30 protein-coding genes, 4 tRNA genes and 1 other RNA gene are annotated in these 26,893 nt (G+C 44.7%); 4 read left to right on the plus strand and 31 right to left on the minus strand.

The window, feature by feature from the left end; translation table 11 throughout:
• Nucleotides 1–3: 3 nt before the first annotated feature.
• The 3 genes from pyrH to rpsB all read right to left on the minus strand — a co-directional run bounded on the left by pyrH (nt 4) and on the right by rpsB (nt 2,257).
• Complete coding sequence (pyrH, locus tag V7Z69_RS01705; protein ID WP_148256343.1) at nt 4–726, minus strand: UMP kinase; 723 nt, start codon at nt 724–726, stop codon at nt 4–6.
• Nucleotides 727–802: 76 nt separating this feature from the next.
• Entirely contained in the window at nt 803–1,396 is a 594-nt protein-coding gene (gene tsf / locus V7Z69_RS01710; RefSeq protein ID WP_014163332.1) for a translation elongation factor Ts, read from the minus strand.
• 3 nt (nt 1,397–1,399) lie between these two features.
• Nucleotides 1,400–2,257, minus strand: coding sequence for a 30S ribosomal protein S2 (gene rpsB, locus V7Z69_RS01715; RefSeq protein WP_334138209.1), 858 nt, complete (start codon nt 2,255–2,257; stop codon nt 1,400–1,402).
• A 195-nt stretch (nt 2,258–2,452) separates the two neighbouring features.
• Between rpsB and V7Z69_RS01720 the strand changes: the two genes are divergently transcribed.
• Nucleotides 2,453–2,782 (plus strand): metal-sensitive transcriptional regulator, encoded by a 330-nt coding sequence (locus tag V7Z69_RS01720; protein ID WP_014163334.1) that lies wholly within the window; start codon nt 2,453–2,455, stop codon nt 2,780–2,782.
• Between the two features lie 26 nt (nt 2,783–2,808).
• On the opposite strand, the gene V7Z69_RS01725 is transcribed toward V7Z69_RS01720, so the two are convergent.
• The 9 genes from V7Z69_RS01725 to V7Z69_RS01765 form a co-directional block, all read right to left on the minus strand.
• Nucleotides 2,809–3,306: a hypothetical protein gene (locus V7Z69_RS01725; RefSeq protein ID WP_014163335.1), complete on the minus strand. Its 498-nt coding sequence runs from the start codon at nt 3,304–3,306 to the stop codon at nt 2,809–2,811.
• Between the two features lie 31 nt (nt 3,307–3,337).
• Nucleotides 3,338–3,437: signal recognition particle sRNA small type (gene ffs / locus V7Z69_RS01730), an RNA gene on the minus strand.
• 54 nt (nt 3,438–3,491) lie between these two features.
• Nucleotides 3,492–3,579 (minus strand) — tRNA-Ser (locus V7Z69_RS01735).
• Between the two features lie 49 nt (nt 3,580–3,628).
• A tRNA-Ser gene (locus V7Z69_RS01740) sits at nt 3,629–3,721 on the minus strand.
• A 15-nt stretch (nt 3,722–3,736) separates the two neighbouring features.
• Nucleotides 3,737–4,192, minus strand: a complete 456-nt coding sequence (gene tadA / locus V7Z69_RS01745) for a tRNA adenosine(34) deaminase TadA (protein WP_334138210.1) — start codon at nt 4,190–4,192, stop codon at nt 3,737–3,739.
• Nucleotides 4,193–4,289: 97 nt separating this feature from the next.
• Nucleotides 4,290–6,680 carry a hypothetical protein gene (locus tag V7Z69_RS01750; protein WP_334138212.1) on the minus strand — a complete coding sequence of 797 codons (2,391 nt, stop codon included), beginning with the start codon at nt 6,678–6,680 and terminating at the stop codon, nt 4,290–4,292.
• 41 nt (nt 6,681–6,721) lie between these two features.
• Nucleotides 6,722–7,090, minus strand: a complete 369-nt coding sequence (locus V7Z69_RS01755; RefSeq protein WP_014163339.1) for a GrdX family protein — start codon at nt 7,088–7,090, stop codon at nt 6,722–6,724.
• Nucleotides 7,091–7,219: 129 nt separating this feature from the next.
• Nucleotides 7,220–8,530 (minus strand): glycine reductase complex selenoprotein B, encoded by a 1,311-nt coding sequence (gene grdB, locus V7Z69_RS01760; RefSeq protein WP_148256345.1) that lies wholly within the window; start codon nt 8,528–8,530, stop codon nt 7,220–7,222.
• A 15-nt stretch (nt 8,531–8,545) separates the two neighbouring features.
• On the minus strand, nt 8,546–9,832 hold the full coding sequence (locus V7Z69_RS01765; RefSeq protein ID WP_014163342.1) for a glycine/sarcosine/betaine reductase component B subunit: 1,287 nt from the start codon (nt 9,830–9,832) through the stop codon (nt 8,546–8,548).
• 153 nt (nt 9,833–9,985) lie between these two features.
• On the opposite strand from V7Z69_RS01765, the gene V7Z69_RS01770 reads away from it, so the two are divergent.
• Nucleotides 9,986–11,161, plus strand: a complete 1,176-nt coding sequence (locus V7Z69_RS01770) for a CdaR family transcriptional regulator (RefSeq protein ID WP_014163343.1) — start codon at nt 9,986–9,988, stop codon at nt 11,159–11,161.
• A gap of 56 nt (nt 11,162–11,217) precedes the next feature.
• Nucleotides 11,218–12,495 (plus strand): B12-binding domain-containing radical SAM protein, encoded by a 1,278-nt coding sequence (locus V7Z69_RS01775; RefSeq protein ID WP_014163344.1) that lies wholly within the window; start codon nt 11,218–11,220, stop codon nt 12,493–12,495.
• Nucleotides 12,496–12,554: 59 nt separating this feature from the next.
• On the opposite strand, the gene V7Z69_RS01780 is transcribed toward V7Z69_RS01775, so the two are convergent.
• From V7Z69_RS01780 to V7Z69_RS01795, 4 genes are all read right to left on the minus strand, one after another.
• Nucleotides 12,555–12,631 (minus strand) — tRNA-Arg (locus V7Z69_RS01780).
• Nucleotides 12,632–12,647: 16 nt separating this feature from the next.
• Nucleotides 12,648–12,741, minus strand: a tRNA-Ser gene (locus V7Z69_RS01785).
• A 49-nt stretch (nt 12,742–12,790) separates the two neighbouring features.
• The gene (locus V7Z69_RS01790) at nt 12,791–13,858 is read right to left on the minus strand and encodes a SurA N-terminal domain-containing protein (RefSeq protein ID WP_014163345.1); all 1,068 of its coding nucleotides are present in this window, start codon (nt 13,856–13,858) and stop codon (nt 12,791–12,793) included.
• Nucleotides 13,859–13,956: 98 nt separating this feature from the next.
• Entirely contained in the window at nt 13,957–16,506 is a 2,550-nt protein-coding gene (locus tag V7Z69_RS01795) for a DNA polymerase (RefSeq protein WP_014163346.1), read from the minus strand.
• Between the two features lie 103 nt (nt 16,507–16,609).
• Here V7Z69_RS01795 and gltX point away from each other — a divergent pair, with 103 nt between their 5' ends.
• Nucleotides 16,610–17,923 carry a glutamate--tRNA ligase gene (gltX, locus tag V7Z69_RS01800; RefSeq protein WP_014163347.1) on the plus strand — a complete coding sequence of 438 codons (1,314 nt, stop codon included), beginning with the start codon at nt 16,610–16,612 and terminating at the stop codon, nt 17,921–17,923.
• 70 nt (nt 17,924–17,993) lie between these two features.
• On the opposite strand, the gene V7Z69_RS01805 is transcribed toward gltX, so the two are convergent.
• The 15 genes from V7Z69_RS01805 to V7Z69_RS01875 all read right to left on the minus strand — a co-directional run bounded on the left by V7Z69_RS01805 (nt 17,994) and on the right by V7Z69_RS01875 (nt 26,818).
• On the minus strand, nt 17,994–18,635 hold the full coding sequence (locus tag V7Z69_RS01805) for a 4Fe-4S binding protein (RefSeq protein WP_014163348.1): 642 nt from the start codon (nt 18,633–18,635) through the stop codon (nt 17,994–17,996).
• A 12-nt stretch (nt 18,636–18,647) separates the two neighbouring features.
• Complete coding sequence (locus V7Z69_RS01810; RefSeq protein WP_014163349.1) at nt 18,648–19,637, minus strand: respiratory chain complex I subunit 1 family protein; 990 nt, start codon at nt 19,635–19,637, stop codon at nt 18,648–18,650.
• Nucleotides 19,634–20,872, minus strand: coding sequence for a hydrogenase large subunit (locus V7Z69_RS01815; RefSeq protein WP_014163350.1), 1,239 nt, complete (start codon nt 20,870–20,872; stop codon nt 19,634–19,636). Before V7Z69_RS01815 ends, V7Z69_RS01810 begins: the two co-directional genes overlap by 4 nt.
• Nucleotides 20,873–20,883: 11 nt before the next feature.
• A complete protein-coding gene (locus V7Z69_RS01820; protein ID WP_014163351.1) occupies nt 20,884–21,435 on the minus strand; it encodes an NADH-quinone oxidoreductase subunit C in 552 nt (183 codons plus the stop codon).
• On the minus strand, nt 21,432–21,893 hold the full coding sequence (locus V7Z69_RS01825) for an NADH-quinone oxidoreductase subunit B family protein (protein ID WP_014163352.1): 462 nt from the start codon (nt 21,891–21,893) through the stop codon (nt 21,432–21,434). Before V7Z69_RS01825 ends, V7Z69_RS01820 begins: the two co-directional genes overlap by 4 nt.
• Nucleotides 21,894–21,905: 12 nt before the next feature.
• Nucleotides 21,906–22,244, minus strand: a complete 339-nt coding sequence (locus V7Z69_RS01830; protein ID WP_014163353.1) for a hypothetical protein — start codon at nt 22,242–22,244, stop codon at nt 21,906–21,908.
• Nucleotides 22,244–23,809: a proton-conducting transporter transmembrane domain-containing protein gene (locus V7Z69_RS01835; protein WP_014163354.1), complete on the minus strand. Its 1,566-nt coding sequence runs from the start codon at nt 23,807–23,809 to the stop codon at nt 22,244–22,246. Before V7Z69_RS01835 ends, V7Z69_RS01830 begins: the two co-directional genes overlap by 1 nt.
• Nucleotides 23,806–24,153 (minus strand): sodium:proton antiporter, encoded by a 348-nt coding sequence (locus tag V7Z69_RS01840; protein ID WP_014163355.1) that lies wholly within the window; start codon nt 24,151–24,153, stop codon nt 23,806–23,808. The genes V7Z69_RS01835 and V7Z69_RS01840 overlap by 4 nt, the downstream gene beginning before the upstream one ends.
• Complete coding sequence (locus V7Z69_RS01845; protein WP_014163356.1) at nt 24,143–24,637, minus strand: MnhB domain-containing protein; 495 nt, start codon at nt 24,635–24,637, stop codon at nt 24,143–24,145. Before V7Z69_RS01845 ends, V7Z69_RS01840 begins: the two co-directional genes overlap by 11 nt.
• Nucleotides 24,637–24,909, minus strand: a complete 273-nt coding sequence (gene mbhE / locus V7Z69_RS01850) for a hydrogen gas-evolving membrane-bound hydrogenase subunit E (protein ID WP_014163357.1) — start codon at nt 24,907–24,909, stop codon at nt 24,637–24,639. The genes V7Z69_RS01845 and mbhE overlap by 1 nt, the downstream gene beginning before the upstream one ends.
• On the minus strand, nt 24,906–25,169 hold the full coding sequence (locus V7Z69_RS01855; protein ID WP_014163358.1) for a Na(+)/H(+) antiporter subunit B: 264 nt from the start codon (nt 25,167–25,169) through the stop codon (nt 24,906–24,908). The genes mbhE and V7Z69_RS01855 overlap by 4 nt, the downstream gene beginning before the upstream one ends.
• Nucleotides 25,166–25,537 carry a monovalent cation/H(+) antiporter subunit G gene (mnhG, locus tag V7Z69_RS01860; RefSeq protein ID WP_014163359.1) on the minus strand — a complete coding sequence of 124 codons (372 nt, stop codon included), beginning with the start codon at nt 25,535–25,537 and terminating at the stop codon, nt 25,166–25,168. Before mnhG ends, V7Z69_RS01855 begins: the two co-directional genes overlap by 4 nt.
• A 2-nt stretch (nt 25,538–25,539) precedes the next feature.
• Nucleotides 25,540–25,800 carry a monovalent cation/H+ antiporter complex subunit F gene (locus V7Z69_RS01865; protein WP_014163360.1) on the minus strand — a complete coding sequence of 87 codons (261 nt, stop codon included), beginning with the start codon at nt 25,798–25,800 and terminating at the stop codon, nt 25,540–25,542.
• Complete coding sequence (locus V7Z69_RS01870; RefSeq protein ID WP_014163361.1) at nt 25,797–26,294, minus strand: Na+/H+ antiporter subunit E; 498 nt, start codon at nt 26,292–26,294, stop codon at nt 25,797–25,799. The genes V7Z69_RS01865 and V7Z69_RS01870 overlap by 4 nt, the downstream gene beginning before the upstream one ends.
• Nucleotides 26,295–26,389: 95 nt before the next feature.
• Nucleotides 26,390–26,818, minus strand: coding sequence for an MOSC domain-containing protein (locus tag V7Z69_RS01875; protein ID WP_014163362.1), 429 nt, complete (start codon nt 26,816–26,818; stop codon nt 26,390–26,392).
• Nucleotides 26,819–26,893 lie beyond the last annotated feature (75 nt).

The following is a 26,893-nucleotide window of genomic DNA, read 5'->3' on the forward strand; positions in this document are numbered from 1 at the left end:
CATTCACTCCTTTTTAGCGTGGACAATTGTACCTATTTTCTTTCCTTCCAGTAATATTTTGGTCAACGTACTTTCCTTCAATATATTGGCAACAATTATTGGAATATTGTTTTCCATGCACAGGGAGAACGCTGCAGCGTCCATTACTTTGAGTTGTTCTTTTATGGCTTCTTCATAGGTTAGCTCTTTCAACAACTTGGCATCAGCATTCAACGATGGATCCTTATCATATATACCATCCACCTTGGTAACTTTCAATAGGCACTCAGCACCAATTTCTGCTGCTCGTAGGGCGGCCGCCGTATCTGTAGAGAAATAGGGTGACCCTGTACCGGCAGCAAAGATAACTACCCTGCCTTTCTCCAAATGTCTAAGGGCTCTTCTTCTGATAAACGGTTCCGCTATCGCTTTCATTTCTATGGCTGTTTGGACTCTAGTTGGCACTCCAAGCTTCTCCAAGGCACTCTGCAAAGCCAAGGAGTTAATTACCGTGGCAAGCATTCCCATATAATCGCCTTGCGCCCTGTCCAGGTTGAGCTTTTCAGCATTTACGCCCCTAAAAATATTCCCTCCACCCACAACTATTGCTATCTCAATTCCAGCCTTGGCAAGTTCAGCCATGTCCTTACATATTCTCAGCACCACATCCATATCAAGCCCAAAACCTTTTGCTCCCGCTAAAACCTCACCTGAAAGCTTTATAAGAACACGCTTGTAAGGCAACATCCCTACTTCTTCCCTCCTGAAATCAATACTAAAAGAGCGGGGATTAATCCCCGCTCTTTTTTCCTGCTTGATCAAACTATTCTCCTATCGAAAAACGAGAGAACCTTCTTACCACGATGTTTTCACCAAGAACGGCTATTTTCTCAATTATGAGGTCCTTTATCTTCTTCTCAGGGTCCCTAATATATTTTTGCTCCAAAAGACATGTCTCTTCGTAAAATTTAGCCAATCGACCCTCTGCTATCTTTTCAACTATATGCTCTGGTTTGCCTTCTTCGAGAGCCTGAGCCTTGTATATTTCCTTTTCCCTCTCCAAGTCTTCAGCAGGCACGTCGTCAACGGAAACATACAAGGGAGCAGCAGCTGCTATATGCATGGCTATTTCCTTGCCAAGCTCCTGGAACTCATCAGTTCTGGCAACGAAGTCAGTCTCGCAGTTGAGCTCAACCAACGTTCCGATCTTTCCATTAGTGTGAATGTAGCTGAAAACAAGCCCCTCAGAAGCCGTTCTCCCTGCTTTCTTTGCGGCTTTGGCTAGCCCCTTTTCTCTCAAATAATCCACAGCTTTTTCGATATCTCCATCGCACTCCTGTAAGGCTTTTTTGCAATCTAAAACCCCAGCACCAGAGCGATGTCTAAGTTCTTTGACAGCTTCCATATCAATAGACATAAACTAATCCTCCTTCCAACCTTTGCGGCCTTCAAGTTCTTTATCCAACAATTTATCTTCCACAACACCGTAATTTTCTTGGAGTTTCTCCCTTACTGTGATAGTATCTTCCTCAAATGCACCCACCGTCTTGACGGGCTCTGCTTCTTCCTCGCTTGGGGCCTCTGCAACCCCGTCTACACCCTGTTTGCCTTCTATGATTGCATTAGCCAGCGTCCCAATTATCAATCTGATTGCCCTTATAGCATCGTCGTTTCCCGGGATAGGAAAGTCAATCAAATCGGGGTCACAGTTAGTGTCAACTATAGCAACGATGGGGATATTAAGTTTTCTAGCCTCCATAACAGCTATGTTCTCTCTCCTGGGATCTACTATAACCAGTGCATCAGGAAGACTCCTCATATCCTTAATGCCCAAGAGGAATTTCTCTAATTTTGCTCTCTCTTTTTTCAATGCAGCAAGCTCTTTCTTGCTCATTCTTTCCATAGACTCTTTCTCTTCTAGTTCCTGGAGTTCGATCATCCTGTTGACCCTGCGCCTTATCGTAGAAAAGTTTGTCAGAAGGCCACCCAACCACCTGTGGTTGATGTAGAACTGTCCACACCTTAGGGCCTCATCCCTTATGGTTTCCTGGGCCTGCTTCTTGGTCCCTACGAAAAGAACTGATCCTCCGCCTTTGGAAACCTCTCTCAAAAAGTCATAAGCTCTTTCCAAACCTTTGGCAGTCTTCTGGAGATCCAATATATAAACCCCATTCCTCTCGGTGAAGATATAGGGTTTCATCTTTGGATTCCACCTGCGAGTTTGGTGACCAAAATGGACACCACTTTCCAACAACTGTTTCATAGAAACTACCGACACAACTATCCCTCCCGTTTTTGGTTTTCCCTCCACATCCATCCTCTGGAATCACAATCCCGATGAAAGGACACCAGTGATCCCATCAGAATGTGTGAGTATTAAGACCAAAGGGGAGTATAACATAATTGGGCATTGACCAGCAACAATTTTCTGTTTAGCATATACCCTGTATCACTATCAAAAAGGAGGAGCATCATGTCAAAAAAATCTCTAATAGACAAACTGGAAAACATGCCTTCCGATAGAAAGGCCTTGCTAAACAGGCTCAAGAGAGTTGAAGGTCAGCTGAGAGGAATACAGAGAATGATAATAGAGGACAAGCCGTGCCATGATATCCTTTTACAATTATCGGCAGCACGTAAGGCAATGCAAAATGCTTGTATAGCAATTCTAAAAAATTATATTAAAAACTGCATAGAAGAATCCAAGAGTCCTGACCTGGAACAAATGGAAAGACTTATAGGAACCCTCATAGAGATAAGTCCCCCAGCTTCATGCACATCAGAAGACGAGGACGACAATTAACGTGACACCCATGTCCTCAGAGAGAGTTAGTTTCCTTCGACCAATCCTTTCTCTGAGGACATTACTATGGATAGCCACACGCTCCCAGCTATTTTCTTCGAGGTTACAGTATCCACTGCCTGGTTGTCATCCAAATACCATATACGCCAGCATATACATACCTTGTCTTCAGCAACAGAAGGCCAAACAGACCTCAGAAAAGATCTCCAGCCTCCTCTACCTTCCATCTCAGCGGCCATCAAAGCCCTGCGTACAGCCTCGCCCTTCTCTATATTAACAGGAAGCCTCACTCCCACTGGTGGCTCCTTGTCCTCTATCTTGATCTTTTTAGTTGGAAAAAACTCCACAGTACCGCCTGATGCCTCAACGACAGCTAACTTATGCACATATTGGGGACGAGACAACAATCCTGTTTTGAATATCTCTAAAGGAATCACATAGACCGGTTGGAGTATCAGTTTATTTGAGGTTAGATCTTTATCAGTTTTTATGTATCCCTTTGGGGTTTCTTTTTCTTTGTGCAACTGTTCTTTACCTTCCTTTCGGTTTCTTCGTGGAGATCCAGTTTACTCGCATCACCCAAAAATATCCGCTTACCGTTGCTCCCTTCCAGGCCTGGCGGGGTTCGCGGCTTTTTGCCGTGCGAGGCTGGATCTCCACGAAGAAACCGAAATCTTGGTCTTAATTTAGGCCTAGCTTAAATAAGAAATGGCGGAGAAGGAGGGATTCGAACCCCCGGAGCGTTGCCGCTCAGACGCTCTCCAAGCGCCCGCCTTCGACCACTCGGCCACTTCTCCGCATTGCGCACCAATTCATATCTATCATTTATTATATCATCTTTTCCCTTGGCGGAGAGAGTGGGATTTGAACCCACGAGACGGCTCATCACCGCCTAGACGATTTCGAGTCGCCCGCCTTCGACCACTCGGCCACCTCTCCACCTCGCTGAAAACTCTAAGCTCTTAGTTTCTCGAAAAACCCTTGCAGGATTTTAGCACATTCTTGCTCAAGAATTCCACCTGATATTTTACAGTTGTGATTGAGCCTGCCGTCCTCAGGTATATCGTAAAGAGTTCCACAGGCACCCCACTTGGGGTCGAAGGCTCCAAAGTAGACATGCCTTATCCTAGCTAGAACTAGAGCCCCTGCACACATGGGGCAAGGCTCTAAAGTAACAAAAAGATCGCAATCGTTGAGCTTCCAAGTGCCAACTTTACGAGCTGCCTCCCTCAAGGCTAGGATCTCTGCGTGAGCTGTAGGATCCTGCATCTGGATGGTCTTATTGTATCCTTCTCCTACAACCTCTCCGTTTCTTGCGACTACAGCCCCGACCGGAACCTCTCCTTGCGAGGCGCCCTCCTCCGCAAGCTCAATAGCCCTTCTCATCATTCTTTTCAAGGTATCATCCAACGGGCCAATCTCCCCTCGAACACGGACCGGGAGGAATTTTACCAAAATTATTTTAAGTTGAGAAGAGGCAATTTAAAATTAGGCTCTCCATGCATATTTATCTTTGTCGTTTAATGCTTTTGAAGCTGAGGAGGATAAACAAAAGCACAAGTCCAACACAGATTGATGCTACAAACAGCACCAACCACGAGATATGGTACCCTACCCCCAGCAAACCCGATCTCTTTTCTTTTGTTCCTTTCTTTTCTCCAGTGTCTAAGCCCTTTATTTGCAAATCGCCACTCTCGCTCTTAGTAACGAAAACAGCCCCACCATCAAAGTTCCATCCTCGATACATTTTATCCCACAAAGAAGCAAGTATTTCTGGTTTGTTTCTCATTAGAAGCAATAATAACGGTTCTTCATTCTCGCCACTCAGCGTCATGAAAGCAAAAAAAACCTTATTATTCAAATCATTGTTGGACAGTTTTTCACCAAATAAACCTTGAAACTCCTTCAAAAGATAATCTTTCCCTCTCTCCCCCACTTTAGCAATAATGATCCCAGGCTTTCTTTCCTCTAAAATGGATTCTATTCCCTTGGCATCCTCCAGGAAAAAATTGACCTTTCCTCTGGTAACGTTTTCCAGGCTTCTTAGGATCGAAGTCAGCAAACTCAAATCCTCAGAACCAATTGAGGGAACACACCATATGCCTATCTTTTTGCCAACCCATAGGTAAGGTAAATCCTTTAATGTAAAATCCAAAACCTTTTCTCTTGTGACACTTTCCACATAAAGGGAAAGTTCATCCAAAACCACCCACATACCTTTTACAGGATTCTTCATCATATCAGCCTTAATGGGTTCCATCTTTAAGCCAAAGGTCACATCAAGAGGCCTACCTGTCACTATATCTTTGGGTTCTATGGGGATTGAAAGCTCCCCAAATCCCTTCGACATTGTCGCCTCTTCTAGCTTTCTTTTTTTCTTTTTTCCTCCTATCTCTATCCAAACCTCGGTTTTTCTTGAAGAGACAACGGGAGAAGCCTTAAATTTGATAATCAACTTACTTTTTGTGATCTTTCCCAATTCCTTTGGCAAAGAAAACTTGTAGGTCCTCTTATAATCAAGGACATTCCTGATAACTACACTCTCATTTACAACTGGCACTTTAAGCAAGTAGTTATCTAAATATAGGTTAACCATATTATTCAAATCTTCATCTTTCAGCGTCAAGGTAGCCACAGAGGGCAAGTTTACAGGATCTCTAGAAGAAATGAATTCTACAACCCTCTGCAGTAAAACCTTGTCTTTCGAAGCAATAATGAAGCGGGCTGCCCCTTTTTTGTTCCTGTAGCAGGATAAGAAAGCTTCATCCTCTTCCACATCATCTCCGATTTGGAAGCTTTTTTTCAAAAAATCAGGAAAACCTTGCAATAATCCTAAAAATATCATGTTACGCTCTGAAAAATCGACACCATTTGAAGATCTTTCAAGCACAGATGCCATGGATTCAAATTTCAACTTTCCTTTTGCACTAAGTGCCAGAGAAAGAGCAGCTTTATAAAGATCAAGCGGTGGGTTGTCAGGCATTACGAGCAGAACCTCTGGGAGCTCTCCATTATCCTGATCCATAAGTTCATACAGATCAGAAAGCACCAAAGGCCCTTCTGATTTGGAAGTAATAGTCACGTTGCTGAACTTAGAGATCTTGATCCATCCTTTAGGGCTATCCAGAAAAGCCAATATCTCCAGCTCATTGATACCCTTTTTGATCTCTTCGTTATTAATGGGCACCTCAAAAACTTTGTCTTGCTCTTCAAAACCCTCTAGGACAAAAGTCTTTTCTGGGTATCCATTGAAAAAAACAGTAATATACGATAGACCCGTTACTATGCCACCATAGCTCAAATTAAACGCAACCACAGCATTTTCGTTCTTGAGCAATCCTTCTTCGAAATCTAGTTTCACAACCTTATGTGTAATTCCTGGCCTGAAAACCACGTCTTCCTGAAAGATTCGAAAGGTACTTTTTTCTTCTGTTACGGAAGAGATGTCATTGCTCTTGTCCAATCCCAGGTTGCGATGGGATCTTGCCCTTACTCCCCCAAAATAAAAGGTCTTCAGAGGAAAAGGAGGAGTTTCACCTTTTGGATATAAGTCCACCACTATACGAGGTGGATTGTCCACTTTGTAAACGTTTGCTTCCATTCCCACTTTGCCAGGATCTATAAAAATCTTTGTGACTGAATTCTTCACCTCAACACGATAAGAAGCATTAGATTTGCTTCCAGGGAAAGAGCCAACTCTAGGAATTCTTTCCAGAGGCAGATCTTCTATTACCAAGATAACAAGCTTTCCATTAGTCTCATAGGCAAAGTGAGACTCTTCGGTTAAATCTGCCACCAACCTCAACCCTTTGGGCTGGACTCCTGTCCTTATCGAAACTACTTTCGCTTCTGCACAGCGGGATAAAAAGCTTTCTGCACAAATGAATAGAACTACCAAAGCTAGGAATCGGCAAAATTGCTTAAAATGCATTTTCCAGATTACCTTCTTCCTAATAAATTGTCCAAAAAATCCAAATCCAAAAATGCGTAATCCTCTGGTTTATTGGCCTTTATTTTATTCCATTCTTCAATGTGACAAGAAAGCTTATCCAAAGCATTTTGAAGAAGTACTAAATCATAACTTCTTGTCTGTGCATACCCCTCGAATTCAACAACTACCGTTCGGTAGGGACTTTTAAACAAAGAGACATTAGGTGGCAGGGGTAAGCTGAAAAGATGGTAACCATTCATTACATACTCCATGGCTTTCCTCAGTACGTCGGAGGGCATTCCTTCTACTTTGATTACTTCATCAGGGTATTTCTCCACCACAAGGGGATTATTGGTTATCAAAATCTTATGACCCATCAATCATGCTCCATTCTGCGAAATGGTAAATTAGTAGCTTTCATTATACATCTACAATTATGGGGGAGGGACAACAAAAATTCCAGCTTCCCTCCCCCTCAATAAACGGCTTTAAAAGATAACTTTTTGCTATTTATTGAAAATGGTTTGTTCCTTTATTTCAGTCTGTATAGCCTTGAGGGCCCGTTCAAGGAGCTGGCGCCTCACCATTTTATCGACCTCTTCACCTTTATCTGGGGCTCCAACTGGATGAGGTATTGCTACACCAGGCACTATCCTATTGGCACCCACGGTCAACATTATGGGAACAATCGTTGCTATCTGGACCACTGGAATGCCAGCTGCAGCCTCGATTTCTCTTGCCATCGATGCACCGCATCGCGTGCAGGTTCCTCAGGTAGATGTAAGAATTACGGCATCCACTCCTGCTTTTTTGAGCTCCTCACCTATTTCCTCACCAAACCTCTCAGCATTGGCTACAGAAGTTCCCGTACCCGTTGTGGTGTAAACGTAATCATACAACTTCCCGAAAACTCCTTCTTTCTCCAGCTGGCGCATTACGTCCACTGGCAGCACCACGTCAGGATCCTCGTTAGCCCATACCCTATCGTAGCCCCCGTGTATAGATTCGAATATTTCAGGAGTGAGGTCATCTATGCCCGAAATATCATACCGTCCGTAGCTTTCTGCTGATGAAACCCTTATCTTATCAGGGTTTCCTTTAGGAACTATTCCACCGGAAGACACAAGAGCTATCGTTGCTTTCCTAATGTCCTTCACCGGTTTTGCAGGGGGAACCCTCTTAAATACCGGCATCTCGTACTCCGTCTTGAAAGGTTCACCCTTCAACTTCTTCAACAGCATGTCCACGGCCCTTTTCGCTCCATTTTCCTCGTAGAAGAAATTCTTCCTTACACCCCTGTGGAAGTACCCCTCTTCCTCAGCAGGTCCCATCTCTTGTTTTTTCAACAATTTAAGGCCTAGCCTTGCCATGTTTTCTAGCGCTTCCTTCATCCCCCTGGCGCTGTCGGCAGTCTTGACTATAAACGTCTTAGTAGAATAAAGTTCCACACCGGGGTTTTCACAGTACATCCCTGTAACTGTAGGAATCCCTAATAGCTCACCTGTAATTGCGCATATATCACCACATGCTACTCCATATCTTCCTGCATTGAACGCTGGTCCAGCTATTAACAAATCTGGAGAGAAGCTCTTTATTAGTTCCATACACTTCTCTCGTGCGGCTTCCATATTCTCCCCATAATAACTGTCACCGCAAACTACTGTCCCCACAACTTGGGCGTCTTCCCCCAAAAGAGAGTTTATTTGAGCCGCAGGGCCTATGGGTTCCCCCTTGGCAAAGGGCTCCTGATGAGCTGCCTCTTCTCCACCCATTCCAGCAAAAAACTGGTTTATATAACATACCACTCTGTAAGCCACCACATTCACCTCCATTTAAACCCATCGGGCCCCTATGGAGCCAAATCCTAATTCGCTAGTCGAGCCTATGATGGCTTGGAGCTCCACGTACATAGACCCATCCTCTCTTAAACTCTCCTCCGCTCCACCGGACAAGTTTTCTATAGCTTCTGAATATCCTATAACCTTATCCATCGGCGGCAACTCGACCATCTCGTTGACATTACCTGTGGATACGAAGGCATCCATTTCCGGAGTAACGTCTGCCAAGCCTTGGCTCTTGCCGTCAGTGCCAGCCGCTTCATCGGAGATGATAACTGTCTTTATACCCAGTTTCTCGCAAACTTTCGCATTCATACATAGATCAGTATCAGGATTACCGTAACCCTCCTCAGAGATCACCACCCCATCAGCACCCAGCATTTTGGCAAGCTTGGCATTGAACCACGCTGCGCGCTCCTTTCCAGCTAGCCTGGTATCCTCAATGGTTGGAATTACCCCTAGGAAATTAAGGTCTTTCCCGTGACGACTATATAGTTCCTTCACTATGGGATCATTCTGATGATGATACGTAGTATTTTTATCGCACGCTGAAACACAGTTTCCAGAGACCATTGCCCCGTCAAATTTCTCATTGGGATGTATCAAAGTGGGTACTATGTGTTTCATGTCAGCACCGTAAAGGTAGGTATCATGCAATAATCCTTGGGTTATGGACATACAAAAATAAACCACCTTGGGAAGGTTTGGATATTTGGCATTTTCTTCGTCCAAACTACCTTTCTCATAAACCCTAACATTATCAGGTTGTGCGTTTCTACATTTATCTGCCAGGTAGTATGCCAACTTCAATCCCGCAATCCTTAAAGCTTCCTCATATTCATGTTTATCCAGTCCTTCCTTGGGCTTTGCTATCATAACTACATTGTTTGTGCGGGAAAAAGGAGTGTACATAGCCCCAGGTCCTGACATGTCTATTAGGCCCTCCTGAAAAGCTACTATTGGTCCACACGTTACAACTGCAGCTCCTTTAAGAACCAGAGTGGCCCCTTCTCCTACTGTTTCCATGCCTCCAATGAAGCCTGGAAAAACCTCTCCTCTTCCCTCCAACTTGCAGCGAGGCTCCACGACATCCTTGACCGGTATTATCCTAACGCTCTCGCCCGGCCGGGCCAGATCCAACTCCACAGAGTCAAAGCGAGGATCGTTGGCAACATAATCAATGGCTTCATCTTTATTAACGAACAATACACCATCGTTGACCTCGGTCTTTTCACCCCACTTTACGTCCGCAATCGAAACCTCTCTTAGCTCCAGCCTCACATTGGTATCCCCCTTCTTGATTTTGTAGGCTTTTTTAAAAGTATATATTCATAAAGCTTATTTGTTATTGGTAGATTGAACTAAAAACCCCTCCCACATATTTTATTTTTGTGCTATTGCACATATAATTTTAGTCGAAAGAAGGTGATTACTTTGTTGGAAAGGTTTGCTCAAATCATATGTGAGACCACATGGAAGATTATTGGCTATGAGGTAATAATCACCGACCCAAAAGCAGTAATCATTGGCTCCAGCAACCCAGAGAGGATAGGAACAATACATCAACCATCGATTGAAGCCATGAAGTTAAAGCAAGAAATTTTCACAGATGAAATTGAGGCCACGAATTGGCCAGGGGTCAAACCTGGAGTTACATTGCCCATCTCTTTGGGAGGAGAAGTCGTAGGATCCATAGCCATAGCGGGAAATCACAAGGAAGTTGCTAAATACGGGCATTTAGTTCAAAAACACGCAGAGATATTCCTTCATGAACAAGTCCTCACCGAATCTAGCCTTGCAAGGGAAAGGGCCTTAAGTGATTTGGTATCTCTTTTGGCGTCTTTCAGACCATCAGAAGACGATCCTTCGGTGATACTTGTTAGAGGAAAGGAGCTTGGCTTCAACTTAAATAAACCAAGGATATGCCTGGCCATAGAATTGAACAACCCTAACACAGGGGAAACGGGGGAAATGGTCACGTTTAACACTGTAAGAAACACGATACTGCCCATCCTACGAAACGAATTCAATGATCCGGAGGATATAGTGGCTCACATAGGGGAGGTGCGCTTCTCTGTGATAAAAAGCCTCCCTTCCAGGATAGTTGAAGATCCCAAAACGATGCAAGACAAATTCATTGAAGCTTATCAAGCTCTGCAGAGAAACCTCGACAAGTATTCATACAAGGTTTACGTTGGAATAGGAAATCTTGCCAAGGGAGTGGAAGCCCTTCACGAATCATATAAAAACTCATGGAAAGCCATAAACATAGCCTCCGACAAAGCCTTAGGCATATATTCCATTGGCAGCTATAGGATCGAAGAACTCCTGTCTACTGTGAATAAAAGCGATGCCAAGAGCTTCGTATCCCAAACCCTAGGCGATCTAGAAAAGCTAAGTGATTGGAATGAGATAAGAAGAACCTTTATGGCCTGGATAGAAAATCCATTCAACCCCAGGATAGTATCCAAGAAACTCAACATCCACAGGAACACACTGAATTACAGGCTGGACAAGATAAAGAAGACATCCCACCTGAATCCCCGAAATTTTAAAGATGCTTTCTGTTTGTTTTTGGCTATAACCATGCAGTCCAACAAAAACATATAATTTGACATGAAATACAGCAGAAAGACAGCCACCACGTTTTATGTTATATTTCCACTATGCCGGATTACGCAGATTTTCTTTTCAAATTAAGAAATAAAAAAATCCTAGGAGTGAACCCTCCCGTCAGAGACTTTGCCTTCTTTGATCTCTGGGCAAAACCCTTGGGTCTTTTGTACCTTCTAGATGAACTTAGAACTTTAGGTAACCATGTAGAGCTCATCGATTGCATCTTTGAGGCAAAAGACAAGCCAAAGAGATTCGGAAGATATATACCCAGAAAAACACTAATTCCTAAACCTGATGTATACAAAGCAGTTCCCAGAAAATATTATCATTTTGGACTCAATGAAGATGAATTTGCAAAAAGACTGAAGGAAACGGAAAAACCCGATTTAGTCTTAGTTACCTCTGTAATGACCTATTGGTACCCCGGTGTGATATGGGCCATAAAACTTATCAAAAAAATATTCCCCCACACACCTGTACTGCTAGGGGGCATCTATCCCAGGTTGTGCTCAACTCACGCAAAGCTCTCCGGGGCGGACATGATTCAAACTCAACCTTTATTCTTAAAGTTCGAAAAACCTGCAATGGACCTATATACAAATCCCCATTATGGGGTAACCCTTACCTCTATAGGATGCCCCTTAAGGTGCAATTACTGCGCCTCTTCGATACTCTGGCCTGAACACAGAAAAAGAAACATACAAAAGATAATAAAAGAAATACAGTGGCAGTTGAGCTTGGGCAACATAGAAGATGTGGCATTCTATGATGATGCGCTTCTGGTAGGCAAGAAAGAGCACTTCTATCCCCTTTGTGATAACCTAATAAGCGACCTACCCCCGTTAAGGTACCACACTCCTAATGGACTTCACGTAAAACTCATTGATAAAACCTGTGCTCGCTACCTGAAAAAAACTGGTTTTAAAACCATAAGACTGAGCCTGGAAGGTATAGATGAAAACACACTACGAGCAAGTTCTTACAAAGCTGACGAAGTGTCCTTCGCTCAAGCAGTAGAAAACTTATTGGAAGCCGGGTTTACCAGAGAGGAGTTAGAAACGTACATACTCATCGGAGTACCTGGACAAACACTAGGTGATATAGAGAAAACTATCGCTTTTGCACATTCGCTGGGGGTGAAGGTTAAGACTGCTCAATTTTCGCCCATTCCTGGCACACCACTGTTTGAGAAAGCATCAGACATGGAACCCCAAATAAGGAAGGAACCTTTATTACACAATAATACTGTATTCTGCACATATGTATCCAAACTCATGACCCCGGAAGAACTCCAATACATAAAAAACTTAGCTCACAATAGCATTTAAAAAAACACATGAAGCAAAGGGGACAAGGAATATTCCTTGTCCCCTTTGTCTTATTCAAATGGCGCGCCGGACAGGATTCGAACCCGTAACCTTCGGATCCGTAGTCCGATGCTCTATCCAGTTGAGCTACCGGCGCGCGTACTTGCTTTAACTGGCGGTGGGACAGGGATTCGAACCCTGGAGGGAGGTTTCAGCCCCCCTACTCGCTTAGCAGGCGAGTGCCTTCAGCCTCTCGGCCACCCCACCACAACCATTTATCATGCGCGGTCTATTCTATGCATCACAGGCCCCTCTGTCAAGAATCAGAAGAGGCATTTTCTTCAGCATTGTCATTTGATGGCTTGTTATCATCAGAAGAAACCTCAACCGGCGGATTAAAGTACCCCTCGTCAACTATTTGAATGTCAGCCTTCTCCAATAGGCTTGAAAGATACTCTTGCTCTGCTTGCTGTCTCTTCTCGTTGGTTATGATATTTTTTACGTCTCCGCTCACTTCATCGTAGGATAATACCTTTGCTGGATTGTATTTTTTCTTCATCAACACAAGGTAATCCTCTTCACCTATTTTCTGGGGACCACCTATTTCCCCCAGCTTCAAATCCGCAAAGGCCTTCAAGTTCTCTGAAGCAAAGTCACTAGAAGAAACGAAAGCTGTCTTTCCCTCTTCCGTAGAACTTATCAAGCTTCCTTTGACCTCAGCCAAGGCTTCATTCCAACCAGTTCCCTCTGCAACCAGTTCTTTGAACTTTTTAGCATCATTCTCATCTTTGAACCTCGCATATGAGACATCATACCCTTCTGGCTGCTTGAAAAAGTAGTCTTTGGTTTTCTCATAGAAATCCTTGGCCTCTTCATCTGATACCTCTACATTGGCCGTAGACTCCTGAATCAACTTTTGCTGGGCAAGCCTTTCGCGGAGTTCTTTTTTGAGATCCTCCATTTTGATGTTGTTGTCATTCATGTAGGCCATGAAAGCTTCTTTGGTCGGGAAGCTCTTCTCTATGTTCTTTATCGCTTCTTCTACTTCTTGTTCGTCAACTACAATCTTTTTGGCTTTAACTTCCTTCTGAAGCTCCTTGTATATAGCTATGTTGTTAAGTACACTCTTTCTCATTTCCGCTATATGCTTGGGATCTAATTCCTCAAAATTCATGTTCTCCGCCGCGTTTCTAATCGCTGTGTCTATCTGGGAGCGCATGACTTTTTGACCATCAACTTTTGCTACCACATAGTCGCCTTGAGCATCGGACCTGCTTCTACTAGTTCCTCTCGAAATATACATGGTCACCAAAGACAATACAAAAACTACAACTATAACCAGCATTATGCTTTTAGTTTTCGTCCTCAACGAGCGCATTAGCACTATCAATCGTCCTCCTTCTTATCTGTTGCGTCGGCTTCTCTTTCAAGCCGCATCTAATGATAAGTAGATATCCCTAAGCTGTCAAAGAATATATTTCTCTAAATCTCTGCAAAAGTCCTTCCTGACTTTATTTCTACCTTGAGTGGAACATCAAGGTTAACTACTTTCTCCATACTCTCCCTGAGGATTCCTTCAACTTCGCTCGCAATCCTCTCGCTACATTCGCACACCAAAGAATCGTGGACCTGAAGCACCAAGAAAGCATCCTTCGAATAGTTCCTAAGGGCCTCATCAACTCTTATCATGGCCAATTTAGCTATATCAGCGGCAGTACCTTGGATGGGAGTGTTTATGGCAACTCTCTCCAAGGCGTTCCCTCCTCTTTCCCCAATGGTTCCTACCTCATTTAAAGGTCGTATCCTTCCAAAAAGCGTTCTGGTCGTTCCCTCGCTTTTGGCCCTGGCAGCGCTATCCTCAAGATAACCCTTTACGTTTGGGAAAGAATCAAAGTATCTCTTTATCAATTCCCCTGCTTCTTTTCTGCTAATTCCCAGCCTTTTGGCAAGACCATACTCTCCCATACCGTACAGCAGGCCAAAATTAACCATTTTCGCCAAGCGTCTTTGCTCTTCAGAAGGAACACCACTGTTTTCTCCAAATATCCATCGGGCTGTTTCGCTGTGTATGTCTCTTCCTTTCTCGAAGGCCTCAATAAGTTTCTCCTCTTTTGAGAGGTGCGCCAACACTCTCAACTCTATTTGAGAATAATCTCCCGCAATGAAAACCCCATCGTCAAAATGAGGGACTAAGGACTTTCTGAAGGTCTCCGCCCATTTGCCATACATAGGAAGATTTTGCAAATTTGGATCCCTACTGCTTAAACGCCCCGTTCCTGTGGAAGTTTGTTCCAATGTTGTGTGTACACATCCTGTACTATCATCGACACTCTTAATAAGCGGTTGAACAAACCCACTAAGCATCTTCGTTAGTTCTCTATATTCCAGCACCAAAGCAGGCACCCTTCTATCTAAGATGCTCATGGATGCCAAAGCTTCTAAAACCTCGCTATCCGTGGAGTACCCAGTCTTCGTTTTCTTTATGGGGGGATATTTCATGTGTTCAAAAAGAAGCCAGCTCATCTGTTTAGGCGAATTTAGGTTTACAGGGCAACCAGCTACGGCCTCTATCTCTTCATTTATTTCTTGCAACCTGCGAGTCAGCTCTGCCTCCAATTTGACAAGTTGTGGAACCTCAACCTTAATCCCCTTTTTTTCCATATCTGCCAGAACTGGAGATAAAGGGAGCTCTATCCTATGAAACACCTCTTGTAGCCCCAAGGATTCGATGGAGTCTTTTCCTTCTTTATAGAACGCCAAAAGCCTGGAAGCGTTTTCCTCGTTGGACAGTCGCTTATCTACTATCGTGGGAGGTCTATCAGGGTGCAACAGATATGAAGCTATTTTTACATCCCAAACGTGATCGCGCAAATCTCTAGCACTATCTAAAGCACAACACAGCTCCTTATATCCCCATAAAACCAGTGTCTTTCCTGTAGCATCTTCCCGCAAAACCTTAACTACACTACAGAAATCTTCGCCACTACCACTCCAAACCTCACCAGCATCAGAACACATAGTAACGTTTTTTATTTGAAATTTCTGAGGATAAGTTCCATCTCCCTCCCAGTAAATGCCAACGACATCGTTCTTCACTAATTGTTCAATAGGGGTAACGGTAAAAACCGATTCAGATGACCTATCCTTCGATTTCATTTCTTCACTCTTCACGTTCATGCTTTTGGAGAGCCTCTCGGCCAATTTTCTCATCTCAAGCCCATGTAATAACTCAAAAAGCTCGGGTTTGGGCTTTCTCACCTCTATGTCCTCTATTTTCAAAGGATTACTAAGTCTCAACCTCACGAGGTCCCTAGACATGAAGACCTGTTCTTTTTGCTCTTTCAGTTTCTCACTTATAGAAGGTTTGATCTCATCTATCGATTCATATATGCCTTCCAGGGTTTTGTACTCTTTCAAAAGAGCTCTAGCTGTCTTATCACCAATTCCTCTAACCCCTGGAATGTTGTCAACCTTGTCTCCCACCAAGGCTAGGTAATCAGGGAAAGAAGTCGGAGGGAAACCATACTCCTCAATAAAAACTCGTTCATCATATTCCTTGAAAGTGCTAACTCCTTTATTAGGTCTTATGACCTTTATTCCTTCCCCAAGTATCTGAAAAATATCTTTGTCTGCTGTAAGGATAATGACTTTGTAACCTAATTTGGAAGCCTCCAAGGCTGTGGCAGCTATCACATCATCGGCCTCCACACCTTCTTGCACAACAACTTTCAACCCCAAATAATCCGCAAGTTTTTTTATGTATGGCAGTTGTTCCTTGAACAACTCAGGAGTCGGTCTCCTGCCTTCTTTGTATTCCTTAAACGCTTCATGTCTGAACGTCGGAGCAGCTGCATCGAAGACTACGCCCACGAACCTAGGGGATACATCTTCCATGATCTTAACGAGCATGTTCGCAAATCCCAATACCGCATTGGTAGGAATCCCTTCTTTAGTGCTCAGCTCCGGCAAAGCATAGAAAGCCCTGTAAGCAAGGCCGTGACCATCCACAAGCAAAACTACATTTCCTTCCAATAAACTCACTCCTTTGCTATATTTACAAAGATATAATACTATCTTCGGGAAAGAAATCTACAGAACAAGTAGTAAAGCCAAACAATCTGAAGGGGTGGGTTACATGGAAGAAAAAGTAAGAGTTCGGTTTGCTCCAAGCCCCACTGGAGCTCTACATATTGGAGGAGCCCATACAGCGCTATTCAACTGGCTGTGGGCAAGAAAAAACAATGGTGTTTTCGTACTCAGGATAGAGGACACCGACAGAGAAAGGTCTACAAAGGAATTCGAGGAAACCATTCTAAAAGGAATGAAATGGTTAGGGCTTGATTGGGATGAAGGCCCAGACGTTGGAGGTCCCAAGGGCCCCTACAGACAATCAGAACGAAACGAAATATACCATGAATACGCAGAACAGCTTTTAAGAGAGGGCATGGCTTATAGAGAGGGGCCGGCCATAATATTCAAGGTTCCTCCTGGGTTGACCTTGGGCTTTGACGATATAGTATATGGCAGGATAGAAGTGCAAAGCGATACATTAAAGGATATAGTCTTGATTAAAAGCGATGGTTCTCCTACGTACAACTTCGCAGTTGTCGTGGACGATTACACTATGGGAATCAACTACGTAATCAGAGGCGAAGACCACATTTCCAATACGCCTAAACAGGTGCTGTTGTATCAAAGCTTGAATTGGCCGCTACCTAAATTCGCTCACCTTCCGATGATCTTGGGAAAAGACAAGAAAAAATTATCCAAAAGGCACGGCGCCACAAGTGTATATGAATACCGTAACATGGGATACCTGCCAGAAGGGCTTTTCAACTACTTTGCGCTCCTTGGGTGGTCCCCTGGGGATGACAGAGAGATATTTACGAAAGAAGAGGCCATAAAGATGTTTGACCTGAAAAGGGTTACCAAAAGGGCCGCGGTCTTCGACATGGAAAAGTTGAACCACATAAACCAAGCTCACATCAACCTATTGGATCCTTACAAGAGAGTGGAGCTGGTAATTCCCTTCTGGAAGGAACTAGGTTTAGATGTAGAACGTCACGATAAAGACTACCTAGCGAAGGCCTTGGAACTACTGGAGGGAAGAGGGCAAACATTGAAGGAGGTTGCAGAGTACAGCGATTACCTTTTAGATTTCGAAGTGGTCAAAAAACGGTACGACGCTTCAGACCTTACAGAAACCCAGAAGGACATAATCAAGGAGTTCTCTAGAGAACTCGTTAATATAGATGAATGGGATGCCTTCAAAATGGCTGAGTTCGCTAAAAATTGGGCAGCACAGAAAGGTTTAAAAATGAAAGACATAGCAATGCCTTTAAGATGGGCATTAACTGGCCGCAAGGTCAGTCCAGGGATATTTGAAGTAGCCGCTTTCTTGGGAAGGGAAGAAACTAAGTCAAGGCTTTCCTATTACGGCCTTCTTTAGAGCGCTTCAATGAAACCAAATAGCTAAGGGGTCCCTGCTTGAGCAGGGACCCTTTAGCTATTTCAAGCGTTTATTCTTTTGGGTGAATTGCCTTAACTGGACACGCGTCAGCGCACGCACCGCACCCAACACAAGCGTTCTCATCTATTACGTGAGGTTCCTTCAAATTTCCGCTTATTGCCTTCACGGGACAAATACGAGCGCACTTGGTACAACCTATGCATTTCTCTTTGTCTATGACGTAAACCGTCTTCTGTGTCTTCTTACCCTCATCGTCGGAGCTTTCCTCTTCCGAAGCTTTCTCTCTAGGACCAGAATCCACCACAACTTGTTCTTTCCTGTTATAAGATGCAAAAGCAAACTCCTCGGTCATCCATATGCATTTTACAGGACATATCTCTGTACATTGAGCACAGAAACAGCATCTGTCCATATGGAAACGCACCTTTTTGTCCTCTTGATCATAGGAGATCGCATTGGCAGGACAAACCCTCATACACATCTTACAACCTATACATGCTGCCCTGTCGTACCCTATCTTGCCCCTAAAGTTTTCAGGGACAGGAACAGGAGGGTTGAGTTCCAACCGTCCTTCCGCTGCAGCTTCCAAGGCTTCGGTAAGGCTATCCGGCATGTGTTTGGTTGGGAAAGGGTTCGTAGCCGGATCATCAACCCACTGTCTAAGTATTTGTATCAGCATTCTGTTCAGCATGGTGACACCACCTTAAAGGATAACATCCAGAGAAAGTAAAACCATTCCCGCCAAGGCTAAGCCTGCAACTTGATACCAATAGAGACGAGAGGCCTGCCATATCTTTAGGCGACCAAAGGTCGTGCGGATTATAGTCACAAATATGACCTGAACCAGGAAAACCTTTACCCAGAAGAAAAGGAAATCTACAAGGAAAAACGCCATACCAGAAAGATTGAGAAGTTTTCCTAAAGACCACGGGAAGAACAACGAAACCACAACCGCACACATGGCCAAAGTCCTAAGAGAGAAAGCCATCTTGAACATGGCCAGGTTTCTTCCTGAATACTCGCATATCAAACCATCGAGTATCTCCGTTTTTGCCTCTGCTATATCCATCGGCACCTTACCTGTTTCGGCGGGAACCACAAACAACAAGGAGACAAGAAGCGCCAAAAGGCCAAACGTGCCTGTCCATCCAGCAACACTCCATACAGGCATAGCTACATATGTCTCCAAACTGAAAGGTGCTCCTGGCATCCCTGTCCTGTAAGCAAACCACGCCAAGGAAACCACAACAGTAGCAAGAGGCAACTCATAGCTCATCATCAGAACCATCTCACGCTGGGCTCCTATATTTGCATACACAGAACCGCTAGCAAAGCCCCCAATGGCCATAGCAACGGCAGAAAATCCCAAGAGGTACATTATAAGGATTAAATCACCTTCCCCACTTAGGATGGGAGGAAGAGACCCCATGGGAACATAAAGAAACACCATCAAAGCAGTAGCCGCAGCAAGCCACGGAGCACCATTAAAAGCCCAAGGAATAGCTCTTCTGGGAACTATATTCTCCTTCCCCAATAGCTTTAACACGTCGTAAAACGGCTGAAGCAAGGGTGGGCCAATCCTAAGCTGCATCCTCGCATGAAAAATGCGGTCTACCCCTTCAAACAACAGGGACAGGAGCGACGCAAAAGCAAGAAGGGCCAACCCCGCTAGAATTTTACTCAGCAAAATCATGCTCCCATCAACCTCCTAGTCTTTTCCCTGCAGCTCTGCAAGAGTTCACTTTTCGTCACGACTTGCTTGCTTCCCTTACGAACATCGGTCACAAGCATCCTCTCCATGCAGGAGATACATGGATCGACACTGTTTATAATCAATGGTGCATCTGCTACATCGTTACCTCTGAACATTATGGGCCAGGATACAGCATTGGCATACGTCGGGGCCCTTACCTTCCACCAAGTAATATTCTCCTGACCTCCAGTCAGCTTGACCACATGGATATCATCACCTCTAGGCCCCTCTATTGAGCCTACCCCCATGCCTTCTGCTTGTTTCAAGTAGCTAAGGAGTTTAGGTAACTTGGGTTCCCACATGAGGTCCCCTTCTGGTAAACCCTCAAGACACTTCTCAATAATCTCAAGGGATTGGTAGACCTCCAAGACCCTAACCAGGAACCTGTCGTAAACGTCTCCATAGACTTCTCCGGTGTAGTCTTGAGGAACCACAGGCTTGACGTCAAGATCTGCGTAGGCCTCATAAGGCGCTGACCAACGCAGGTCTACCCTTAACCCGCTTCCTCTTGCCGTGGGTCCCAAGGCACAATGAGTTATAGCATCCTCTTTTGACAGAACACCTACGTTTCTCAACCTTGCCAATGCAACGGGATCACCAACTGCAACGTCATAGAATAAAGAAAATTCACTCTTGTAGAAAGCAATCATGTCCTTAATGGCCTTCTCTACCTTGGGAGTTATGTCTCTACGAACTCCACCTATGGTGCCTGTACCATAGTTAACCCTGTTCCCGGTGAGCGCCTCCAGGACATCCATAACCTTCTCCCTCAGGATCATCCCCAGATGGAAGGCAGAATCGTATCCAAAGGTATAACACGCCACGCCTGCCCACAAAATATGGGAATGGATACGCTCCAATTCCAGCACTATGGTTCTGATATATTGAGCTCTCGCAGGCACTGGTATCTTGGCAGCATCTTCAACTGCCCTTATGAATGCCTCTATGTGGGTAAAAGAGCATATCCCACATATTCTCTCGGCAAGATAGATAACCTGAATGGGGTTCCTATCCCTTGCCATGAATTCAATTCCTCTGTGGATCGCTCCAGGCCTTATGGTAGCATCGACAATTCTTTCTCCATCAACATCTAACCATGCTGTTATAGGCTCTTTTAAGCCTACATGAACAGGTCCAATTGGTACCTTGTATGTTTTTCCTGTCCCTATAGCCATATGGGCACCTCCTATGATAGTTCCCTGACGTCTTCAGGAGAAGGCCCGGTATCGTCTCTTCGCCAGGGCTTGATATCTTCATCCCAATCCTCAGGCAAGAAAATCAAGCCTTTATTTGGAAGCCCCTCAAAATCTACACCGAGCATTTCCCTCATTTCTCGTTCGCTGTACTCTACCCCTGGGATCCTGCCCCATAGAGAGGGCATCCTAAGGTCATCTTTTGGCACAGCGACAGAGATGCAAAGCCCAATTTCTTTCCCTCGTTCGCTGCTCCTGAACAGAGTGCAGTGATAATTAAGGGTCACAACATCTCCGTCATCGTTACCTGACATGACCTGAAAATGAAGGAAATCGAACGTCATTAAGGTGTCTATCAAATCCAGGAACTTCTCCCTTTTAACCTTTAAGTACATGTCTTTGTACTGAACTTCGTTGCTGATGCCGCCCTTGTACTCCCTTATTTCCAAGCTTTCCAAGGCATCTTCAAATCGCTCTTGCAGGCAACCTGCCACTTCTTCCGGTTTTTTGCTATCTTTCACGTATTCAGGTTTGCATCTACTCATTTAGGGGCACCTGCCTTCTTCAGCTCTTCTTTCATCTTTTCCAGCTTCATTACGGCCTTAGCTGCACCCTCAATTATAGCCTCAGGTCTTGGGGGGCATCCGTGAACATATACATCCACTGGAATGATGTTATCCACAGGTCCCTCCAAGTTGTAGGATTTGTAAAACACATCTCCGGACGCAGCACAGTTACCAACCGCAATAACAACCTTGGGATCAGGCATCTGGGCATAGATTCTCTTGAGTTTATTAGCCATAAACTTTGTTACAGGCCCCGTGACCAGCAAGACATCTGCGTGCCGTGGAGTTCCTACAAGTTTCATCCCAAATCTCTCTATATCGTATCTTGGTGTGAGGGTTGCCACTATTTCGATATCGCATCCATTACAGGAGCCGCTGTTACATAGAAAAACCCAGATAGACTTGGAGAGAATGTCTATATATCGTTCAAGTTTCATAACTACCCCTCCTTAAAGCAGCACCAAAACCGCAAGCACTGCTGCAACTACAACCATGTACCCTACGTAGTCGTTGGTCAAACCACTATGCATCCCAGTGAGCAGCTCGTAGTATCCTTTCAACGCCTCAACGAATCCCCAATAAGCAGAGCTTGCAGGGACTTGTATCTCACTTCCATCTTCAGGTACTGCATTGGAACCATAAAATATTTCATCTTGTTCCGTTCCCTTTTTGTAATCGCTTCTACCCATGCTCCTGATCCAAAGCACGAGTCCCGAAGCTATAAAGAAGAAGATTATCCAGCTATAAACATCCCAATAACCAAAACCAGTAAACACATTACTCCACATCACAGGCCACCTCCTACCACGGCCGAGATGTAGCCTGCTTGGTCTACAAGAGCCTTGGCCGCAGGTTCAACCAGGTTGGACAATGACCAAGTTGGGAATAGGGTTAAGCCTATTATCACTATGGTCAAAACAGACATTCCGAGGAGCATACCCGCCGGAACTTCCTTGACATGGGACAATCTAGCCTTCGCAGGCCCTAAAAATGCTGTCTGGAACACTTTCACAAAGGAGGCCAAAGTCAAGACCGAAGTAACAAGGGCCATTATCGAAAGAATAGGATATACAGCAAAGGTTGACTCATATATTAGCAACTTAGACACAAACCCATTGAACGGCGGTAGTCCAGCTATCGCTGCTGCCGCTATTACGAACATGAAAGTTGTATACGGCATGTTCCTTGCCAAACCACCTAAGTCATTTAGGTTTCTAGACCCAGCCGCGTAATACAGTGCCCCAGCCGTCAAAAACAGCAGACCTTTATAGACAGTGTAGTTTATTAGATGGTATATACCACCCTTCATGGCTGTGAAACCATAATCAGCCATAGCTTGCGGGTCAGAAAGGGCCAATAGCCCAACTCCCAATCCAAGGAGCATGTAACCGATCTGAGACACTGAATGGTAAGCCATAAGGCGCTTGATTTCCTTTTGAACGACCGCCATGCTCACCCCAATGAACATGGAGAGAACACCCATGACTATTATCGTCCAAGGCACAACAGCACTTCCAAGGCTTGCTCCATAGATGGAGAAACAGACCCTGAAAAGTCCATAAAGAGAGGCCTGACTTACAGCGATCAGCAAGCATGTAACACCAGCAGGCGCCTCAGTATATGCATCTGGAGTCCACATGTGCATTGGGACGGTACCGCACTTCATGGCAAGAGCAACGATCAAGAACACCAACGCCACTTTTTCTGCATATCCAAGCCTAAGCACATTGGCGACAGCAGCCATGTTAACCGCGTTGTATCTGCCGTACAAAAATGCAATAGCTATTAAAACCATCATCGCACCAATGGTTGAAACGACCATGTACTTGAAGCTTGCTTCTATGGCCTCGGGTCGATCCCTCCAGAAAGCCACCAATCCAAAGGAAGCAACCGAGGCTATTTCCAGGAACACAAAGAAGTTGAACAAGTCTCCAGTTAGGACCATTCCCAACATACCAGTGGTAAGAAGGAAGTAAAGGGCAGTAAATTTGTCCAAACCAGAGAACTTCTCCATATAGTTAGTGGAGAAAATTGCTCCTGCCAAGGCAGCAATACTCCCAACCAAAGCCATAAAAGCACTGAAAGCATCGACTTCCAGAATTATCCGTATAGGCAAACTCATTCCCGAAGGCAACGAAAGGTTAAAGGCTTCACCACCCATCACGTAGATAGCAGTCCCGGAAGCTAATACCTGTTGCCACAGGAGAACGCTCAAGATTGCCGTCAAGGCAGAAACCCCTACAAGCCAGAAATTCCTTGCCGCTTTACCCAGCATAGAAGCCACAGGAGCAACAAATGCACCCAAAAGCGGCACCGCGATCATAAGAGCCGGGAGATGTACATGCCAACTCATCCTCGTAACCTCCTAATCTCCCGGACGTCCAACGTCCCATAATGTTTGTACAGCATCATTATCAGCGAAAGCATAAGCGCCGATGTGGCCAGACCTATAACTATCGCTGTCAGCGTCAAAGCTTGTGGAACAGGCAAAACCATCTTTTCCACTTTGCCCGCCAAAGTAAATACGGGTATGCTTCCGCCGGCCCTATAGCCAAGAACGATAAGCAGAAGGTTTGCGGAAGCTTCTATCAAAGTGATACCTATTGCTATCTTTATGAGGTTCTTCTCAAAAAGAACCGCATAAAGCCCCAACAAGAAAATTATTCCGACAACAAGATATGGTAGATTACCCGTCATGGCCCGTCTCCTCACTTCCGCTTTCTTCGTATAACCTTATTCCTTTGAACATGTAGTAGAGGATCAAGGAAAGCCCACCAATGACCTCCAGCCCCACAGCCATGTTCATGAGCGCAATGGTTCCAGAGCTGTTGAGTACACCACTATTGGGTCCTATTGGAACAGGAGAGCCGAAGAGACCGCCTTGGCCTGCCAGGAAGTTGTAGAAAAAGGTGGTCCCCAGTCCAAGAAGACCTGTTCCTATGAAAACCAAAAGACCAATCGTCTCAAACCATGAAAAAAGATTGGACTTGTAGAAAGAAACAAACTTTTTCCCACCATATGCGACCAAGAGAAAGGCAAACAAAGTTGCTACCACTGCCCCTCCCTGGAAACCTCCACCTGGGGTCAAATGGCCGTGAACTATGACATACACCCCAAAAACAGCCAAAAACCAGGCGAAAACATCGCAAATAGTCCTAACTATCACCGACAAGGAGTACATTAATTATGCCCTCCTTTCCTGAAAACGACCAATACAGAACAAACAGCAGTAAAAAGCACAGCGGCCTCACCTAAAGTATCAAATCCCCTGTAATCGAAAACGATTGATGTCACAATGTTGTTCACAGATCTTTCCGCCTGAGCATTATATAGATAATAGTCGTCCATCGGGGCTATAACAGGATCCCCAAACTGGTGTATCCTGCTCAACCCTCCCCAAAGAGTACCTACCATTATTACGAGGGCCATCAAGAACAATACATGTTTTTTCATCGACGATCACCCCCGTTGCCCTTCCTCAGAGCCTTGCATCCTCTAAGCGCTATTATATATATGGCTGTGGTTAGCCCGGCACCTATACCTGCCTCAGCAATAGCCACATCTGGTGCCTGCAATATGTAAAACTCCAAAGAGAGAAGCAAGCTAAAAACAGCAAGAGAGATTACAGAGGAAAGCAAATCTTTGAACCATATGGCAAAAAAGGCTGAAACCGTTATAAGTGCCAGCACAAAGAAATGAAATACCCCGTTCATGCCGAAACACCACCTTTTTTCTTTTGGTCTTCGGCTAGCCTATCCACCACGGCAAACTTGGGCATTATTCCGCTCCTATGAGCAGCCCTAGCTAAAGCATGCGCGCCAGTCGGGTTTGTGATCAACAAAGCAGCCACCGCTATAATGGCGTGCACTGCCAATGTACCAAACCTACCCTCGCCGCTAACGACCAATTTTTGCAAAGCAAAAAGCACCACAGCTGCCGAAGTGAAAATGGAGCCAAATGTAGTACACTTTGTGGTCCCATGCAGCCTTGTGTAAACGTCTGGAAATCTGTAAAGAGCCACGGTACCTAACAAGTTGAACAAAGTTCCTATTACCAAGAAAAGTACTATGAGCGCATTCATCGTTACATGCCTCCTTCGATGTACCGGGCCAAAAACAAAGTTCCCACAAAGGAAAGGCCAGCATAAACTATCGCTACGTCCACCATAACTACCGAGTCATATACAACGGCCAACAAGATCATAAGGGCCACTACCAACGTGTTCATAGAGTCCAAAGCCACTGCTCTGTCTGCCACCGTAGGTCCGGCTATCAACCTTCCGGACATCAAAAAAGCACATAGGGCTATTATTCCTGCGGCCCACATAAAGACCGTCAAAGTCATTCAGCAACCCTCCTCGCCCATTTCCCAAAAGTGCCATAAACCAGCTCTTCTTCTGGGTTCTCATCTGTTACGTTTATCCAGTGAATGTAGAACAGGTTCCCACCTTCTGGATCTTCATTGATATCCACTGTCAAGGTACCTGGAGTCAAGGTTATGGAGTTAGCTAGCATTGTGGTGGCCAAAGTGCCCTTCAATCCAGAATTGATCTTGACTATGCCCGGCCTTATCTTCCCTGTTATAACTCTCATGGCGACATCCAAGTTAGCTTTCACCATGCCCAGAAAGAAAGGGCCGAAAAGGTACGCAACAAACATCCCCCACCTGACGGGATTCAGACCGTACAAGCTAAAAAATCTCCTGGGATTCCAAACCCTGGCAGCGAAGGCGAGAATGGCACCCAATACAATTCCTATAACAACTTCTGCCATATCTATTCCGTTGCCGCTCCAGGCCAAAAGCAAATAAACAAGCACTGAGAACACGAAAATGACCATACATTTCACCCCCTTAACTAAAAAGTTGAATGTTTGTTTTTATCTTAAAAACACGCTATAAGCCAAGACTGCCGCCAGCACCCCAGAATTCTCTGCTATTCTATTTTGACTTTATCCTTTACCCTAACCCTGCCTCCAGAAACTACCTTTAAGAAATATCCCACATCAGGCAGCAAACACCACCCCATATAACTATAAGTATGGGGCTCATCAGGCCTTTTGCCACGCTCTACCACTTCTAATATCACGTTTTCGCCTAACCTCAGCTTGGAACCTATCTTTATTAAGGAGGGGCAATCCAATTTGATTCGCAGGTTCTCAGCCAAAGAACCTGGAGGGAATTTTATTTTGGCCCTGTCCTCTGCCACTGCAACATCTGATGACAACAAAAGGCTGACTTCTCTGCCTTTTGTTCCCAAGTGACAATCTCCTTCTATCCCACCTGGCAAGAACAAAGCTTCACTTACAGGCTCCTTTGGTTTATCCTTAAAGGCACCTATACATATAGCTTCGACGATTCCCAAAATTACGCCCCCCTACCCCGAGGATACATTATACAACACATGGGAAAGTTACGTCCATATAATTGTGTAAAATTA

The organism is Thermovirga lienii (assembly GCF_036847465.1).
Lineage (GTDB): Bacteria > Synergistota > Synergistia > Synergistales > Thermovirgaceae > Thermovirga > Thermovirga lienii.